At 54.7% G+C, this 15,778-nt stretch carries 14 protein-coding genes; 5 read left to right on the top strand and 9 right to left on the bottom strand.

The features are described from left to right. Positions 1-24 precede the first annotated feature (24 nt). Together MUN86_RS13595 and MUN86_RS13600 are read right to left on the bottom strand one after the other, a co-directional pair. A complete protein-coding gene (locus MUN86_RS13595) occupies positions 25-1,218 on the bottom strand; it encodes a hypothetical protein (RefSeq protein WP_245118491.1) in 1,194 nt (397 codons plus the stop codon). Positions 1,219-1,248: 30 nt separating this feature from the next. Then, positions 1,249-2,013, bottom strand: coding sequence for a prolipoprotein diacylglyceryl transferase (locus tag MUN86_RS13600; RefSeq protein WP_245118493.1), 765 nt, complete (start codon positions 2,011-2,013; stop codon positions 1,249-1,251). Between the two features lie 159 nt (positions 2,014-2,172). Here MUN86_RS13600 and MUN86_RS13605 point away from each other — a divergent pair, with 159 nt between their 5' ends. Then, a complete protein-coding gene (locus MUN86_RS13605) occupies positions 2,173-2,745 on the top strand; it encodes a hypothetical protein (RefSeq protein ID WP_245118495.1) in 573 nt (190 codons plus the stop codon). Positions 2,746-2,821: 76 nt separating this feature from the next. On the opposite strand, the gene MUN86_RS13610 is transcribed toward MUN86_RS13605, so the two are convergent. Next, complete coding sequence (locus MUN86_RS13610; RefSeq protein ID WP_245118497.1) at positions 2,822-3,847, bottom strand: SDR family NAD(P)-dependent oxidoreductase; 1,026 nt, start codon at positions 3,845-3,847, stop codon at positions 2,822-2,824. 344 nt (positions 3,848-4,191) lie between these two features. Here MUN86_RS13610 and MUN86_RS13615 point away from each other — a divergent pair, with 344 nt between their 5' ends. Further along, positions 4,192-4,686 (top strand): DUF4890 domain-containing protein, encoded by a 495-nt coding sequence (locus MUN86_RS13615; RefSeq protein WP_245118499.1) that lies wholly within the window; start codon positions 4,192-4,194, stop codon positions 4,684-4,686. 98 nt (positions 4,687-4,784) lie between these two features. On the opposite strand, the gene MUN86_RS13620 is transcribed toward MUN86_RS13615, so the two are convergent. The 4 genes from MUN86_RS13620 to MUN86_RS13635 all read right to left on the bottom strand — a co-directional run bounded on the left by MUN86_RS13620 (position 4,785) and on the right by MUN86_RS13635 (position 8,751). After that, positions 4,785-5,552: a sulfite exporter TauE/SafE family protein gene (locus MUN86_RS13620; RefSeq protein WP_245118500.1), complete on the bottom strand. Its 768-nt coding sequence runs from the start codon at positions 5,550-5,552 to the stop codon at positions 4,785-4,787. Positions 5,553-5,831: 279 nt separating this feature from the next. Further along, the gene (locus MUN86_RS13625; RefSeq protein ID WP_245118502.1) at positions 5,832-6,473 is read right to left on the bottom strand and encodes a hypothetical protein; all 642 of its coding nucleotides are present in this window, start codon (positions 6,471-6,473) and stop codon (positions 5,832-5,834) included. After that, on the bottom strand, positions 6,422-7,576 hold the full coding sequence (locus MUN86_RS13630) for a hypothetical protein (protein WP_245118503.1): 1,155 nt from the start codon (positions 7,574-7,576) through the stop codon (positions 6,422-6,424). Before MUN86_RS13630 ends, MUN86_RS13625 begins: the two co-directional genes overlap by 52 nt. A 110-nt stretch (positions 7,577-7,686) precedes the next feature. Beyond that, entirely contained in the window at positions 7,687-8,751 is a 1,065-nt protein-coding gene (locus tag MUN86_RS13635) for a hypothetical protein (protein ID WP_245118505.1), read from the bottom strand. A 582-nt stretch (positions 8,752-9,333) separates the two neighbouring features. On the opposite strand from MUN86_RS13635, the gene MUN86_RS13640 reads away from it, so the two are divergent. The 3 genes from MUN86_RS13640 to MUN86_RS13650 are packed head-to-tail and all read left to right on the top strand — an operon-like array spanning position 9,334 to position 15,262. Further along, positions 9,334-10,941, top strand: coding sequence for a hypothetical protein (locus tag MUN86_RS13640; protein ID WP_245118507.1), 1,608 nt, complete (start codon positions 9,334-9,336; stop codon positions 10,939-10,941). Then, positions 10,941-12,098, top strand: coding sequence for an nSTAND1 domain-containing NTPase (locus tag MUN86_RS13645; RefSeq protein WP_245118508.1), 1,158 nt, complete (start codon positions 10,941-10,943; stop codon positions 12,096-12,098). The genes MUN86_RS13640 and MUN86_RS13645 overlap by 1 nt, the downstream gene beginning before the upstream one ends. Continuing rightward, positions 12,086-15,262: an nSTAND1 domain-containing NTPase gene (locus tag MUN86_RS13650; protein ID WP_245118510.1), complete on the top strand. Its 3,177-nt coding sequence runs from the start codon at positions 12,086-12,088 to the stop codon at positions 15,260-15,262. Before MUN86_RS13645 ends, MUN86_RS13650 begins: the two co-directional genes overlap by 13 nt. Positions 15,263-15,339: 77 nt before the next feature. Here MUN86_RS13650 and MUN86_RS32760 read toward each other — a convergent pair whose 3' ends face one another. Further along, positions 15,340-15,426: a hypothetical protein gene (locus MUN86_RS32760; RefSeq protein WP_502592241.1), complete on the bottom strand. Its 87-nt coding sequence runs from the start codon at positions 15,424-15,426 to the stop codon at positions 15,340-15,342. Further along, a complete protein-coding gene (locus tag MUN86_RS13655) occupies positions 15,423-15,761 on the bottom strand; it encodes a T9SS type A sorting domain-containing protein (RefSeq protein ID WP_245118512.1) in 339 nt (112 codons plus the stop codon). The genes MUN86_RS32760 and MUN86_RS13655 overlap by 4 nt, the downstream gene beginning before the upstream one ends. Positions 15,762-15,778: the final 17 nt, after the last annotated feature.

Below are 15,778 nucleotides of genomic sequence, written 5' to 3' on the forward strand. Positions count from 1 at the left end.
CTTCGAGGTCAACAATCAGCTATGCTATTCCTGTAGCTCAAGCAACAGCTCGACTATGTTACCTTTTAAAATCTTCCTGCCCTTAACAAAATCAAGATGAAGTATTAGACGCAATTGGCTAGCCGACAAGTCTGTTACTAGGAATCTAAAGTAGCTACCTAGATGGACGTCCCAACTATGGATGCTCAGCACGTTGCCAACTATACTGTAAAGAGAGGATTTGACCGGACCAGCCTCTTGAGTAGTATACAGCAGTTCATTTGGGTCTATTAAATCCAAAGTATCGAACATCTCTAAACTCATCATTCCAATACCATGCCCTTCGCCAGGCAACTGCTTTGCGGTTTTGAACTTCCAAACTTTATGAATTGATACTTCTAAAACTGAACCCGCCGATTGTCTTTGTATATGTGCTTCCAGCAATTGCCGGTTTTTTTCCTCTTGCGCCGCCTGCAGTTGTTGATTTCTTTCGTCTTCGCTTGTCGGCACTTTCTCCTGCGGCCATTCAGCAAAGCCATACCACTTGTCCCCTCTTGTAGGCAGATTGGGGGCTAGATCGGGTTTAAACAAAGCACAGAATATCTGATTCTTTCCTTTGGGATTAACACTGTTGGTTGACAGTCCCCGAAGACGCATCTGATGAATGGCGTAGGGAACGAATTTGTAGTTTGGAAACCACTCCACAATCTTGTGTTTAAGTTGCAGAAAGGCGGCTTCGTATTCAAGATGTGGTGAAACCGTAATAGCATGAATGGTTGGATAACGTGCTTGATCTATACCTAGACTATTCGCTCTCTTATGGTCCAACGCCAACATCAAAGTTGAGCTGTCCACTCCGTATAGGGTATAGTAAGGGCCAAGTAGGCTAATGACAAAGTGAATTTCCTTGGCAACCAAGTACGTAGGAGTATCACTCTCTTCTAGAGTTAAGCACCCCGAAAAGCAAGGTGAAAAGGTATTGATACTACCGGAAATCTTCCGCTTAAATTTCTTTCTGAGAAACTTATTGAAGCTGCCCCACCGCTCCTGATAGTTCTTGGCATCAAACAGGTTGTCTTCAATGATGCTCGCTATTTGCTGGTAGCCGGGGTAAGTTTCATGTAACGTGATGGCGTCACTTTCACTTTCCAGAATGCCCAGCGGATAATAGGCTTTTATAGTTTCGTATAAGGGCCAAAAGTTGTGTATACCACTATTAAACCGAAAGTATTCCTTCATTTATCATGCTTTTAAATAAGTATTAAACACTTACTCAAGCGGCAGAGCAGCCATTGCTCTGTCTCGCCTCCACCACACCCAAACATAATACCCTAGTCCTGCCACACAAGCACACTGAATAGCCGTAAGTCCGAGCCCAGGCAGTGGCGGCGTGGGCTTAATGAATTCCGCCAGCAACCGAAACAGTAGATACGCTGCCAGAAACAACTGAAACCGGCGACCATTGGGCAACGGCCGGCGCCGTTCCTGCAGCCATAGCAGCAGCGCCAGCACGCCTAAAAATAGGATTTCGTAGAGGTTGGTGGGGTGGCGCGGGATACCGTCGCCGAAGTCAATGCCCCAGGGCAAGGCGGTGGCGGTGCCGTAGGTGCCGTCTTCGAGCCCGCTGAGGTGACAGCCGAGCCGCCCAATGCTTAGGCCCAGCAGCAGCGGAAACACCATCAGGTCGCCGCTGGAGGCGGTAATACCTAGGCGCTTCTTGGTGAGTTCCACGCCGATCAGGCCGCCTAGAAAGCCCCCGACAATGGTTTTGTTGGTGAAATAATAGAGCGCGCCGCCGGGTGGGTGCAGCAATACTTCCGGGTGTTCGAGCAACCCGAGCAGCCGAGAGCCGAGTAACGCCCCCACTGAGCAGCCCACGAAAATCCAGAGGCGGTGCTCGCTGGAAATGGGGTCGGTGGTACGCGTGCGTAAGCGCTGATAGTAGCGGTAGCCCAGGGTGTAGGCCAGCACCTCGCACAGCAAGTGTACAGGCAAAAAAAGTGGGCCCAGCGTGAGGTGAACGGGATACGACAAGAAAGTAAGGCTACTGCCGAAGGTTCAAAAAAATAGGCTTGCGTGCTAGCTGCATGTATGCACGGGGCTATTTTAAGGGATTCTGTTGAGTTAATCGTCTTAGTTACTTACTAAGTACCTCACAACTGCACATACCACCTGCTTTACTCCCCTTCGCCGATGAAAACTGCACGTGCCTTACTGGTTGGGAAGGATCCATTGGTGATGAACCGGTTGTTAAGCGCTTTGCGTGCCAACGGCCACGCCGTAGAAGGCACCGTTAGTTGGGAAACTGCACATGAAGACTTCAATGCCCACGACTTTACGCTTATCGGGCTCGGCGGTGGCTTCAACGACCAAGAAAGGGCGCAACTACGGCAAGGATTTCAGTTGCAAAATCCGGAGACTAGACTGGCTGACGTGTTTGGGCCAGTAGGACACGCGCAACTACAGTTTTTGCTGAGTCCAGCAGCGCAACAACCAGCGCTCGAACACCTAACGGTCTCACTTACTGAGTTGCCCCCGCAGGTGCAGCTTATCGTTCGCACCCAAACCGAGGCAACCATCACGCTCTATCATTTTCAGGGGCAGTTGCACACCGAAGAAGTATGGAAAGGCGAACTACCAGCCGGGACAACTCAGTTGCCCTTGCAACGCGAACAACTGCTGCCGGACATGCTATATCATGTGGTAGCGCAATTGCCCGAAGGGGAAGTGCATACTCATCGGTTCACGCTGCCAAGAGTGGAATGAAGCTTATTACTCTATTAAAAACTCTATTAAAAGCAAAAAGGCCCGGCATGTGCTGCCGGGCCTCTTAGTTTATAGTTTACTGCTGGTTGTTTTTCTTGGCTGCCTTGCGCGTGAGCGTGGTGAGCCAAGATTGAGTGATGGGGGACTCGCTTTCGTGGCCGTAGCGGCGGGCATCGCCTTGCTCGTCGGTGGGGCCGGGCAGGGCCCGATTCACCCAGCTCAGCATGTCGGCGGTGGTGCCAGGCGCTAGGCCGTGGATGCCGGAAAGCAGCTTCGCGGGCAGCCCAATGATGATTTCGGCGTCGCCGCGGCGGCAGGCGTTCCAAATCTGGCGGGCCGCCGACTCGGCCCCAACCGTAATGGCGGGCATGGAATCGGCGATGGTAAACCAGGCGTACTCCTTGATGTGCTGGCCTTTGATGATGGCATGCGGCGGACTGCCAGTGCGTAGCAAGCCGGGACAAACCGTAGTAACCTGAATGCCATATTGCAGCAACTCGGAGCGGAAACTTTCGGAGAGGCCCACCAGCGCAAACTTGCTGGCGCAGTACGGCGCCAAGTGCGGCACCGCCACTTTACCGCCCACCGAGGCAATGTTCACGATACGGCCCTCGCCTCGCTGGCGCATGTCGGGTAGCACGGCTTGCATGGCGTGCAGCGGCGCCCAGAAGTGCGTATCCATCGACTCTTCGTATTCGCGCAACTCCATGTGGTCGAGCGGGCCGCCGGTGATGATGCCCGCGTTGTTGATCAACACGTCGATGGGGCCTAGTTTTTCCTGCACTTCGGCCACCATAGTGCGCACTTCGCCGGGCACCATTAGGTCGCGGGAAACAGCTAGTACCTCGGCGCCGCCCGCAGCTAGCTCTTGTCGGGCGCGCTCCAGTTCATCGGCGTCACGAGCACAGATGGCTACTTTGGCGCCTTCGGCTACGGCTTGGCGGGCCAAAATCAACCCCAAGCCGCGCGATCCGCCGGTAATCAAGACCACTCGGCCCTGTAGGTTGTAGGAGCCGCGCCGATTGCTCCACAACGTGGCGGCCGCTAGCAGCGCGCCAGCCCCGGCCAGGGCCAACCAGTTATTACGTTTTTCTGCTTTCATATAGTATGCGTTTCTGATTGCGGTATCCTAGTTGCTGATTAAATACTCGTTGCGCGCTGAAGATGTTTGCCAGGGTCTTGCAAGTTCCCGCGCCCTGCCTTACGCAAGCACAACGGTAAGCGCGCGGCTTCTGAGTAGCAAAACGAAGAATACGATATACTGCTCTGGCTAATCAACTAAAAATCAGCACTAGAAACGCGCAACTTGAAACCAGAAAGTTCTGGACAGACGTTATGGGCGCAGCTTTCACGAATTGGCATCATATTTACGTGTCAGTTTCAGCTCCTAGCTTATTGCTTGGCCCAGAGGCGCTATCCGTCGGCTGGCATCTTCACTTACTACGCATGAAAACCTTTATTATCGCTGCGCTACTGGCGACTACTCCTACCCTCCTATTAGCTCAGACCACTACCAAGCCGAAACCCAAACCGGCGGTGGCTGGCACCACCAAACCCAGAACTTCGGCCTCGGCGGCCGCCCCTACTCGGCCTATGGCAACCCCGCCCGAAGCGCAGGTGGAAGCGCGCGCCAATGCCCTCACTAGCAACATGCAGAAGGCGCTGGCCCTCAACCCAGCACAAGTGGAGAAGGTGCGGCAAATCAATCTAACCAGTGTGCGTGGCGTGGAGTCGGCCCGCCTCAATTACCGTCAGGAAGTGCGCAAAATGGCCTCCATCGTGGACGATATTGGTCAAGCCCGTTTGAGCGCCTTGAAAAACGTCTTGTCTCCGGCCCAGTTCGATAAGTATCAGCGCAAGCGCGAAGAGAAAATGGGCGTTCCTAATGCCCAGGGCATACAAGGTAACCCTGCTCCCGGGCTTCCTTCGCAAGGCGAATAAGGGTAACAAATGATTAATTGAAAAGGTGACCCGGTGAGCTTGAGGCTAGCGTTGCGCAAATTGCGCAGTTGGAACCTCAAGCTCACCGGGTCACCTTTTCACTGAAACGTTTCCCAGCCTAGTTTGAGGATGATGCCGCTGACGACTACCAGAAATAGAATTCGGACGAAACCGGTGCCTTGTTTGAGGGCTACTTGCGCACCCAGGCTGGAGCCAACCATATTGCATAGGGCCATGGGCAAGGCTACCATCCAGAGCACTTGCCCAGTGTAAGCAAAGTAAGCTAGCCCCGCAATGTTGGTGGCTACGTTGACGAGCTTGGCCGACGCCGACGCCGTTAGAAAATCGTAGCCGAACAGTCCGACAAACGTGAAGAGCAGGAAACTACCCGTGCCGGGACCGAAAAAGCCGTCGTAGAAGCCGATAACCGCGCCCATGATAATGGCCACCCACACTTCACGGCGGGGTGAGAGGCGCGGGGCGTGCAGAGAGCCTAAGTCTTTGCGCCAAAACGTGTAGAGGGCAATAACCACCAGCAGCCCCAGTACCATCGGCCGCAGCAATTCGCGCGGAAACATGCTTACTACCCGCGCCCCCAGAAACGCGAAAGTACCCGCTGTGGCCGCTGCCGTACCCACAGACCGCCACTGAATAGGTACCTGACCAGCGTAGCGCCGTAGCGCGGCCGCCGTACCCATCAACGACGATACTTTACCAGTCCCGAAAATGGTAGCCTCCGGTACACCCTTTAGCAGCAGCAGCATCGCCGGCAGTTGAATCAACCCGCCCCCACCGACCATCGAATCAATAAAACCCGCCATAAAGGCGAACAAACACAGCAGTGCGAGAGTCAGAGTGGTAATCACGGCGGCGAAAGTAGCATATTGACTTGCCAGTTACCAGCCAGGAGTTATCAATTAGCAGTTGTCTGTCCTGATACTTACTAACGCCCGATTGGCGGCTTGTAACTGATACCTCATATTCGCCGCGCTTTCGCCTCTGGGTACAGCTTAACTCACCTCTAGCTACTCATGATGCGTTAGCACCTTATCACTTATGACTAACTACGCTCAAATAGCTCTACTCGGAAGCCCTGCCTCCTTGGTTTAATTATGTTCTTGTTTAGGCAACTATCTCCTTCCAACTCAACCTGCGTGGGTAGCCTTAATCTTGGCGCGCCATTCAACTAGCTCCTGCAATAGGGCCATTTCCAGGCGGTCAATACGGCGGCGCAATTGGGCAGTGGTGTTGGACTCCAATAACTCTTCCCGCGCATCTTTCAGATAGTCTAGCATATCGGCGTAGCGCTCCGCTTCGCGGTCTAAGTCACGGAGGCTAATCCAGGCTATCAAGCTGGCCGCGGCTACGGGCAGCGTGAGAGGCAGGAACTTGAACAGAAACTTGTAGTACCACACGTGAGACAAGTTAGCCAGGACGTCCTTGGGCAAGTAGTTTACCAACAGCGCCCCCAAGGCACAGAGGGTAGCAGCAATCGAAAACAGGAAAAACCAGCGCTCCATTCGGTGCAGGCGGTGTTTTGCCAGGTCTCGGGCTTGCTCGAAATACTTGATCTGTCCGCCTTCTTGCTTAGGGGCATCAAGCCGCTGACTAACATAGCGCTGGGCCATTTCCTTGGCGGTAGTGGAAGTATGGGCCCCATAGTCGTAGTGATTTTTGCTTACTCTGACGCAGAATTCGCGCAAGTGCAGCATATACAAGGACTTGGCCAACGAGCTTAGTTCCGGCAAATGAAACTCCCGCAAATGACGAGGGCCCCCGGGATACAAAGGCGGTTGGGGGTTGCGGCAGTGGCCGGAACTGTCGAAAGTAGATTCTGTGCCGCACGGGTTAGTTCGGCCAGTAAACGAGCTTCCAGCCAGCCTCTTTGTTCCGTGCGGTGGTGCAGCCGCCACGCTAATAACAGCACCAACAGCAGGAGCGCGAACTTTGTAACTCCAGCCAAGAGCGCGGAACTCCCTTCTAAACCAAAAGCCAGGGCCAGGGCCGCGACAAACGTAGCCAGCAGATGCCCCCCTAATACCCACTCACTATACCATACAAAGCGAGTTTTGGTGTGAACCGCCCTTCTGTCTGCCTCGGTGTGGATATGGGCCAGGACCGTAGGATACTGCAGTTCGGGCAGTGGCACCATCGTAAGGCGAGTGAGTTGATTGAAACCAAGTTCTGCTGCTGTGGCTTTCGGCTGCTTGATTTCAAGCTTAGAGGTTACTGGCAATAAGTTATCTGGCCCGACCGGCGCATCTACTTCAATGACTAGCAACCGTTTTCCGGTGGCGTAAGCGTGCTGGAGAGTTTCAGCTGAACCGCCGCGGGCAAAATCAACGGCCGGCGCCGACCCAAGTACGGCCTCTTTCTCGGCGCGGGTACAGGCCACTACCAGCACATCACACTCACTCACGATTTCGTAGGCCGTTTCCGCAAACCGTTCATTGCGGTCCGGATCGACGCCGGTGATTCGAACTTCCAGTACTGCCGGCGTGTGAAGGCACGCTCTGGCCTGGGTCAGCCGTTGGCGCACAGTTGCTTCGGGCTCTGTTTCGCTCAAGCGAAAATCATCAGGCAAGAAAAAACCGGCTTCTTGAGAAGGTAAAAATACTTGCTGCACATAGCTCGGCCGCCCTTCTATCAGTGGGGCCGAGTGGCGCTGGGCTATAAGCTCCGCAAAGACGACATCCGCCCCCATAGCCAAGGAGGAAAGCCCAACTAGCACATACCCTGGCCCCGGAAATTCAGTTTCCAGTTCGTCTAACAGATGGGCAAGCGTTGCGCGCAAGGACGTATCACCCTGGGGTAGTTTACGCTTACCAACAAAGCCGATAGTCAGGAATCTAGGTAGCAGCGGGGTAGCTGGGGCATCAGGAGTGGCCATAGGTCAAGAAAAGAAGGAACTCAGCAGGAACAACAGGTAACTCAGCGCAAGGCAAATCAGGAAGGATACAAATAAGCTTGGTTGTGGCGGGCAAAGGCCGGCTGTAGCATTTACCCGTGTCGGGTGGTCCATTCCGTGGTTTCTGCCCGTAGAATGCGTTCCGATTCGGTTATGAAATGCTGAAAGGTGTCTGGTGATACCGGCGCCTGCGGGCACTGCTTGTGCTGTGCTAGCAAGGCGTCGCCCACTAGTTGGTATCGGGCCGCTAAGGGCTCTAAGCCTTCGGTTTCAATATAGGCCTTCACTAACCCAGCGCCTCCAATCAAAACCAGAAAAAAATTGAAATTGAAGAAGGATATACTAGAAGACCAGTTCTGCACAATAGCCAGCAGGCGGACCAAGTTCCAGCCAAAAGCTACTACCAAGATGCCATAGCTGAAGTAGTGCCAGAACTGCGCTTTGTTGCGCAGTTCCTCGGCTCGCCCAACGAAATACGTACGTTGTGAGCTGAGGCGGGCAAGGCAGTAAGCCTGTAGTTTCTCGTCCAGTCCAACTTGGCGCAGGCGACTTCGTAGGTCGCGAAGCTCTTGCGTGGGCTCGGCTGCCAAAGTAGGCAAAGGGGGCAGTGGCCGGCCGGCCGCAGTAAGTTGGCGAAGGTTGGCGGCGGCAAGGTCTGCTACCCACTGTTGCCAGGCCGCGTCGGCCTGCGCAGCGGGAGCAGCACGTCCAGTAGTGGACAGGGGCAGGTCGAATAAGTAGAGCCACACGGCGCTGCGTAGGGCTTCCGCATGCTGGCGAGTAAATACCCAGGGCGCTAGACGACGACGCCAATAAAGTTGCAACCCAACCTCCAACGCTACACCCAGCACCGTCAGCGCCACCCCAATCCCATCGAACAGACGGAGAATTCTTGGGTCGGATGATAGTAGCCTCTTCGTAACGAGCCAAGGCCCCAAGCCGGTAGCGGCTGAGAAGAAGGAAATGAATAATAGAAAGAACACGGACCACTGAAATAGCCCCCGCCACTTTTTCTGCGCCTGTTGGGCGGCTTCATCAAACAGCTTGAAATGCGGACTTTTCGTTTCGGGGCTAGTAAGGTCGTCGGCCAAAGTTGCCAGTTCGGTAGTGGTCAGGTGGTTGGCAGGCAGTTTGGAGCTAGGCAACGGGGGCAGCATAACAGGAAGGGAGCAGTTGGAAATGTTTAGCACTGACGCCGGCAACTGCATCGGTTAGAGCTTTGATGAACCCTGGCTAGCATTTGTCCGCATTCCCCGTTCTTCTATTTGAATCATTAGGTAAATCAGTTGCCGTCTTCTGATACCCACACGCAGGCCTTAAGAATACTTTTATTCGGGATGTTGGGGGTTGAGTACCTGTCCGTGGCATGCAGATGCGTTTGTTTCAAATGACTAACTGATAGATAGTATTAGGCGTAACCAGTTAATTATCAACAAACTGATACGTGCAAGAAACCTTCATTAACAAGGCAGAAGCAAGAAATTGAATATTGAAACAAATTATTAAAAAATATTATTTTTTATATCTAAGCGTGCTTTTTGTTTAAACTAATACCTAAATATTGGCTGTGGCGCCCCAGCTTGGTACCAAAGGCAGTGGACAGGCCATTGTGCCAGTTGCATCAACTCTCTCCTATTGCGCGGATTAGATGACATCAATGCCATTTAATCTTGAAAAAGTTTATATTTGGATGTAGCGGTTTTCTCTTAACGCAGCTTTTTGCACTATTCATTTAAATCATGGCTGCCCTGCTTCCTGAGTTTGAATATGACATTTTCATTAGCTACCGTCATAACGACAATCGTTTTGATGGATGGGTCACCGAGTTTGTAACCCGTCTGCAAGAAGAACTAGCTGCCACCGTAAAGGAGCGACTAAGCATTTATTTCGACAAGAATCTTCATGACGGACTAGGTGATACCGAGCTAGTGGGTCCTAGCTTGGAGCATCGGCTACGAGCCTTCATTTTGATACCGCTGATTTCGCAGACGTACTGTGATACCGAGCGCTTTTCCTGGAAGCACGAGTTTCTGCCTTTTTATCAGCAGGCTAGCCAAGATCGGCTTGGCTTGCACTTGCGCTTACCGAGCGGCAATGTGGGCTGCCGCATTCTACCCTTGCGCATTCATAATCTCGAACCAAGTGATGTGCAACTGCTGGAACAAACACTCGGTGGCCAGTTGCGCACCATTGATTTTGTTTACCAAGAACTAGGGGTAAACCGGCCATTGCGGGCCAAAGACGACGAATTGCCGCGTTCGAGTGGGGGGCTGCTGTATCGCAACCAGATCAATAAGGTGGCCAATGCCATCAAAGAATTGATAGCCGCCGTGAAGCAGCCTTTACCGCGGCCAACAACCACTTCCCTAGCTTACTCGCTCCCCCCAACTGCTCTCCTATCTGAGCAGGAAGCAAGCAAGCTTTCTACTATCTCATCTGTTTCGTCGCGCCCAACCCCGCCTGAGGGACCGGTGGTATTTCTGCCTTGGACTTCCAAAGAGTTGGCAGCCCGGCGCGAAGAACTGGCCTTGATTTGCACCAAAGCCGGCCTACACGTAGTGCCCGCCACTGACTGCCCCTTGGATGAAGACGAGTTCCGCTTGCGGACGCAGGAAGCCATGACGGCGGCTACGTGCTCGGTACACCTGTTAGGCAACGAGTTCGGCCGGCGCTTCGAAGACGATGAGGATTGCTCTTTCCCCATGTATGCTTACCAGCAGGCGCGGCAGCGAGCAGCAAATCAGGACACGTTCCGCCAATTTATTTGGTACTGCCCTGATGAAACGTTGGCAGTAAAACCCGCCCAGAAAGCGTTTGTGAATGCCATTCGCAACGAGCTAACGGAGCGGTGCATGTTTACGAATGCTCCTAATGCCATGCAGCTGGTAGAAGACCTGCGCAGCACGCTTACCAAGGCAACGCCGGCCCCGGCTAGCACAGAGAAGGAAACGGATATCTTCTTTGTCTACAACCAACTCGATAGCAATGAGGCCAACGAAATAACCGACCGGCTAAGCGAAGAAATTCCGCTGGAGCTGCTCATTATCGAGCCCGATAGCGAAGATCTGTACAAGGAAATCACGGTGCGTACGATCCCTAAAAGCAAGCTCGCGGTGGTTTATTTCAAGTACAGCGCTGATTGGGCGCTGCCGTTTGTAAAGCAAGTTTGGCGCTTGGTAGGTGGCGCCAACTCCTTAACGCCCATCCTATTTGTCGGGGAGGATGACCCTGCTCAAAACAAAATGCGAGCTTTTAAGGCGCCGCGGGTTATCTCATGCATTCAACCCCACAGGGGCGTGAGCGAGGAAGTGCGGCGCGTGTTTCAACAGATCAATGTGCGCTCGTAATGACGGCCTCCTGCGATTCTGAACCTTCTTTATTTGGTCCCGAGGAACCCATCTGCCCATATACCGGGCTGCGCACCTTCACGGAAGAAGAAGCTCTCTACTTTCGGGGGCGCGAAGCTCACGTGGAGAAATGCCGGACGCTGCTAGCCGAACAGCATTTTGTCATGATTACGGGCGCCTCCGGCGACGGCAAATCCTCTCTGGTTTTTGCCGGGCTGCTACCAGAAATCCGGGCGGGCTTTCTTCGGAGCCGCTACAGCAGCTGGGCCGTGGCTACGTTCCGACCCGAGCGGAGCCCCTTGCGCAACATGGCTCGGGCTGTAGCGTCGGCCCTGCGCCTGGAAAATAGCGAGGCCGCGGTGGAGACCGAGCTAGAACAAGGATTCTCGGCGCTGGTGCAGCTCTACCAGGCTTCCATACTTTGCCCTCCCGCGGAAGTTGCCGGGGCGCTACCCGCTACTGCGCAGCGCGAGCAGCAACTACAAGCGGCCAACTTGCTACTGGTCGTCGATCAATTTGAAGAATTCTTCACCAACCCAGAAAACTACGCCGGCGACGAGCCCAATACCGCCGCGCAAACGGTAGTTAATCTGCTGCTGGAAACCACGCAGCTCGCGCAGGCCGCCAACTTGCCCATTTATATCATCTGCACCATGCGCTCCGACTTTGTTGGGCAGTGTGCCGAGTTTCGCGGCTTAGTGGAGCAAATTGGGGCAAGCCAGTACTTTGTGCCGCGGCTGCTGCGCCACGAGTTTATAGAAGTTATCAAGGAGCCCGCGCTACTTAGCGGCAACCGCATCAGTGAGCGTTTGGTGCAGCGCCTGCTCTACGACATGCACAACGGCCAAGACCAACTGCCGGTGTTGCAGCACGCCCTGCGCCGCATCTGGCTGGCGGCCAACGAGGGACGCGAGGAAATGGACCTGCTGCACTACGCCATGGTGGGGGGCCTAAGCGACGAGCTACCCGCCGCCGACCAAGCCCGCTTTGCCCAGTGGCAAGAGACGCTATCGGCGCCCCAGCGGCAGTTTTTACTGGCCGATCCTTCGCTGCGCAACGTGTTGGATGCCCACGCCAACCAGCTGTACTACGAAGCCAGCACCCGCTATAACCAGGCATTTGCCCCCCGCTACCGCCCACTACGGTGGAGCAGGTAATCGAGCAAACGTTTCGATTACTCACGCGCACCAATGGACAGCGCGTGGTGCGCAACCGCCTGACCGGTGCCGAGATTACCGCCATTCTCAACGACCCCTTGCTGACCTGGCCGGTTGTCTGCCAGGTTTTGCGCCCTTTTCGGGAATCAGGTACTACGTTTCTCTCACCCTTTTTGCTGGGTGAAGACGACGATCAACAAGTGCCCCCGCCCGATACGGTGCTCGATATAACCCACGAGAGTTTGATCCGAAACTGGAATCATCTCGCCGAGTGGGCCAACAGCGAAGCCGCCGATGTCCGTACCGCCCAGGATCTGATGCAGCAAGCCGACCGCTGGCAGGCGAACGCCGAGGATGCAGGCTTTCTTCTGCCCATTGGGCCTTATACCTACTTCTCGGAGTGGAACCGCCGCAAAAAGGTAAGCGAGAGTTGGCTGGCGCACTACGTGGCAACTGGACCTAGCGCCGCGCACCGCCAAGAGCAAGCTGCCGAGCGTAGCACGGTGCTTACCCGCTTTCTGGCGGCTAGCCGCCGCCAGCTGTCGGTGCCACTCCTGGTGGCCCGCTACGGCTTGGGCCGCCTCGTGGCGGTGGTTTTACTGCCCGTGCTACTGGTAGGAATGGGGTGGCTGGCGTGGTCGGCCCGTCAGAAACGGGCCGACTACGTGGCGTATTCCATTATCGAGGAGCGGCTGCCTTCTCTGACCTCCCCTTACGTATCGGTAAACAACAAGGCCCGCTTTCTCATTGACACCGACCGGCTTCAAAATTTTGTTTATCAGCCTTGGTTTGGGGGCCACGGCAAAGCTTTTTATGCTTTTCCGCGGATGCTTGATGCATTGCAGGGCAACAGTCTTCCACTCAATATCGAGTTGGCGATGTACCAGCGGGCCAGCAACGAGCACTACGACGTAGCCGACCGGGAGCACCCCTGGACCCGCCAGTTGCTCTTCGATTTAGACAATCGACTCACCAAAGCAGGCAGTATTTCGGTGCCCCATAAAGGCCAGTCCACGCTGAGTGCCGACCAGCGAGAGGTAGCAGTATTCACGGCCCGGACCGTCATGGCGGTTACGTACCACCTGACATATGCCGCGCTTCACAAGCAGCAAGCCACTCGTCTGCGGATGTCCCCTGCCGAGGAGACTCAACGCCTGGAAGCTATAAAGTTGAAATTACTATTGCACCTACGCGAATACGTTCGGCAGGAAGTAAGTACCACCCAAGGCAGCACGCCCAACCCAGTTGACTTCGCTTTTTGCGTCCAGGTGCTGCTCGCCCAGGGCAACTATAGCCCAACTGATTTAGGTTTTCTGGATAAAATAAATCCCCTTGTTCCTGTTTCTGCTGCCCGGCAGCAGTTTCTGCGGCTTTTTCCTGCTGCCATGAATGTTCATACCAACGGCGGCAGCTTTGGGCACAGCGGGGGCTACCAAGTAGCCGCTATTCTGTTTGCGGCCCAACGACGGCCAGCCGAGGTAATGCAGTGTCTGGATTCGCTACGTACTTACTCCACTAGGCTCAAGGATGCGGATGGAGGTATTGCGCTGCTGCCCTACTTAGTGAAATACGAGCTTTTCACGCCCGAGAACATTTATCCGCTGTTGCGCAGCTGTAGCAAGATAGGAACCTTATCCTTCAATGAGTTGTACGCCGCCACCGTATACAGCCTGCTTAGTGTCAGTCCGGCCCCGAGAGTGTACATGGTAAGCCCCTCCTACCACGACTACGAGTCGAAGGTGGTGGCAACTGATGCCATCAAATTGGGTTTGGTTAGTCCAGACCGTCTGAGCCTGGACCGGGTAAGCTTCTCGATACCCAATTCCGCACGGGACAAGGCGTGGGCTGCGTTGGCGCAAGCTACCCCCACCATTGCTACCGCCGAACCTCTCTTCGTTGAAAAAGCAGTGCATGGTCCTGCTAGCTACCCCCGCAACCAATCATTTCTAGAAGCTTTTCTGGCGAAAACCCACGGGGTGTACCTAGCCGAAATAAAGCATGACTCCCTAGCGGCTGCACGAGCATTCAATGAGTTCAGTCAGGCCCTTATAAGACTCAAAAGGTTGCGGACGGGGCAAGAGGCCATCAACGTGTTGGAATGGAATTTAGGCTCCGCCGAAGTTATCGACGTAGCGCAAGCTAGTGCGGTTGCACAAGACCCGATCCGTTACCTGCAGCAACCAGCTCGCCCTAAAACCCTGGAGTTTGAAGCCTACTATACCTGCGCTTTCAATTCGTTCTTTTCGGATGAACTCCGGCGCGCCGCTACCTCGCCCACCCCGGATCTAGGCGTAATCCGGCAGCTAGACAGTATTGCCTTCCTAGAAGCGGCCTTTCCCGACCGCTCTTCAAGTACCCGCGAGTTTTCTTTGGAAAAGGAGGCCTTGCACCGCATCAAGGATAACGCGCCCAATCTAGCTTGGATGCGGGCTCTGGTTCGGGTGCCGCTAGCAGGCGACGAGGCGCGCGCCCGCCGCAACGCCTTTCTGTATCAGGTTTCTGCCGCCTTGCAAGACGAGCGGCAGTTGCGCCACTTAACGCTGGCGCGAGATATTTTGCCCTTCTTGCCCAAGCTTGCTCAGCAGCCGCGCTTTACGCACGTGCCTTTGCAGATGGCACTTTCCGACTTAGCTACCGTTCTGGCGCGCGCCGGGCGCGTATCAGAGGCCTTTCAACTCGCGGCGGCCTTGCCCACGCCATTGCCAACTATCACGGATATTCGGGCGGGCGAGCAAATCATGTTAACCAACAACCAAGGCCAGCAGGCCCGGCTCGACAGCTTCTTGCTGACGTATCAGCAGACGGTTAGGCAAACCCCCGCTATGGCGGTCGGCAGCAGTATCAGCCCGTTTTACTGGCGGCATAAAGAGTATAGTGCTGAGTTCGCCAAGACGGCAAATTTCCTTATTCAAGAAGGTCCTACTTTCATTCGGCAGCGGGGCTTTTATTCTATGGCCGTTGGCCGAAGCTTAGCCGACAATAGTTACCAAGCCCTCCGCGACGCCCCGGCGTATACACCCGAGGACGAGCGCCAGCTGTATTTTAATTGTATCCTGACAGGGCTGGCGCACCTGAAGATAGCGCGCCCTAATGATGGTTGGCACGAGTATGATGACTTGTCGATGCTGTACATCACGAACGATTATAGCGGCTTACTTGACTAATCTACACGTGACGACCACACAAGAGCGCCGGCAGACCCTGGACCTGCCGGCGCTCTTGTGTGGTCGTCACGTGTAGATTAATGCTGTACTACGAGGCGCCGGGTGACGTGTGCCGTGCCCGCCTGCAAGCGCAAAATATAGACCCCGCCGGCCAGGTTGTTCACGTCCAATTGTAGGGTCGTACCGGCCGCGGGGAGGGGGCCTCCTGCCGGTGGACCACTTGTCCTAGACTGTTGAGTAGCGTGGCCTGTACGCGTGGCGCGCCCTTTGTTGCTGGCACCCATACCTTAACCTGCCCGCTGGCCGGGTTGGGGTATACTTCCACAGTGCCAGTCGGAGACCAAGGGGCCGTGGCAGCTAGAAGAGGCTGGCTAAAACGCAGCTCGAAGCGGTCCACAAGGGGGTTGAGTACGTCTAATGCCGTCAGGTTGACGCGGAATACGGAATCGCGCAGATGTACTAATCGGTTGGTAGCCTTATCGTACAGGTATGGGCTCAAGGTTGACGGCAAGCTAT

Source organism: Hymenobacter volaticus (genome assembly GCF_022921055.1).
GTDB lineage: Bacteria > Bacteroidota > Bacteroidia > Cytophagales > Hymenobacteraceae > Hymenobacter > Hymenobacter volaticus.

What these genes read in the sequence shown, in the direction of transcription:
- MUN86_RS13610 (WP_245118497.1), bottom strand. Translation starts at nt 3,847, where the DNA reads ATGAAAGCAGAAAAACGTAATAACTGGTTGGCCCTGGCCGGGGCTGGC.
- MUN86_RS13615 (WP_245118499.1), top strand. Translation starts at nt 4,192, where the DNA reads ATGAAAACCTTTATTATCGCTGCGCTACTGGCGACTACTCCTACCCTC.
- MUN86_RS13630 (WP_245118503.1), bottom strand. Translation starts at nt 7,576, where the DNA reads ATGGCCACTCCTGATGCCCCAGCTACCCCGCTGCTACCTAGATTCCTG.
- MUN86_RS13605 (WP_245118495.1), top strand. Translation starts at nt 2,173, where the DNA reads ATGAAAACTGCACGTGCCTTACTGGTTGGGAAGGATCCATTGGTGATG.
- MUN86_RS13635 (WP_245118505.1), bottom strand. Translation starts at nt 8,751, where the DNA reads ATGCTGCCCCCGTTGCCTAGCTCCAAACTGCCTGCCAACCACCTGACC.
- MUN86_RS13645 (WP_245118508.1), top strand. Translation starts at nt 10,941, where the DNA reads ATGACGGCCTCCTGCGATTCTGAACCTTCTTTATTTGGTCCCGAGGAA.
- MUN86_RS13595 (WP_245118491.1), bottom strand. Translation starts at nt 1,218, where the DNA reads ATGAAGGAATACTTTCGGTTTAATAGTGGTATACACAACTTTTGGCCC.
- MUN86_RS13640 (WP_245118507.1), top strand. Translation starts at nt 9,334, where the DNA reads ATGGCTGCCCTGCTTCCTGAGTTTGAATATGACATTTTCATTAGCTAC.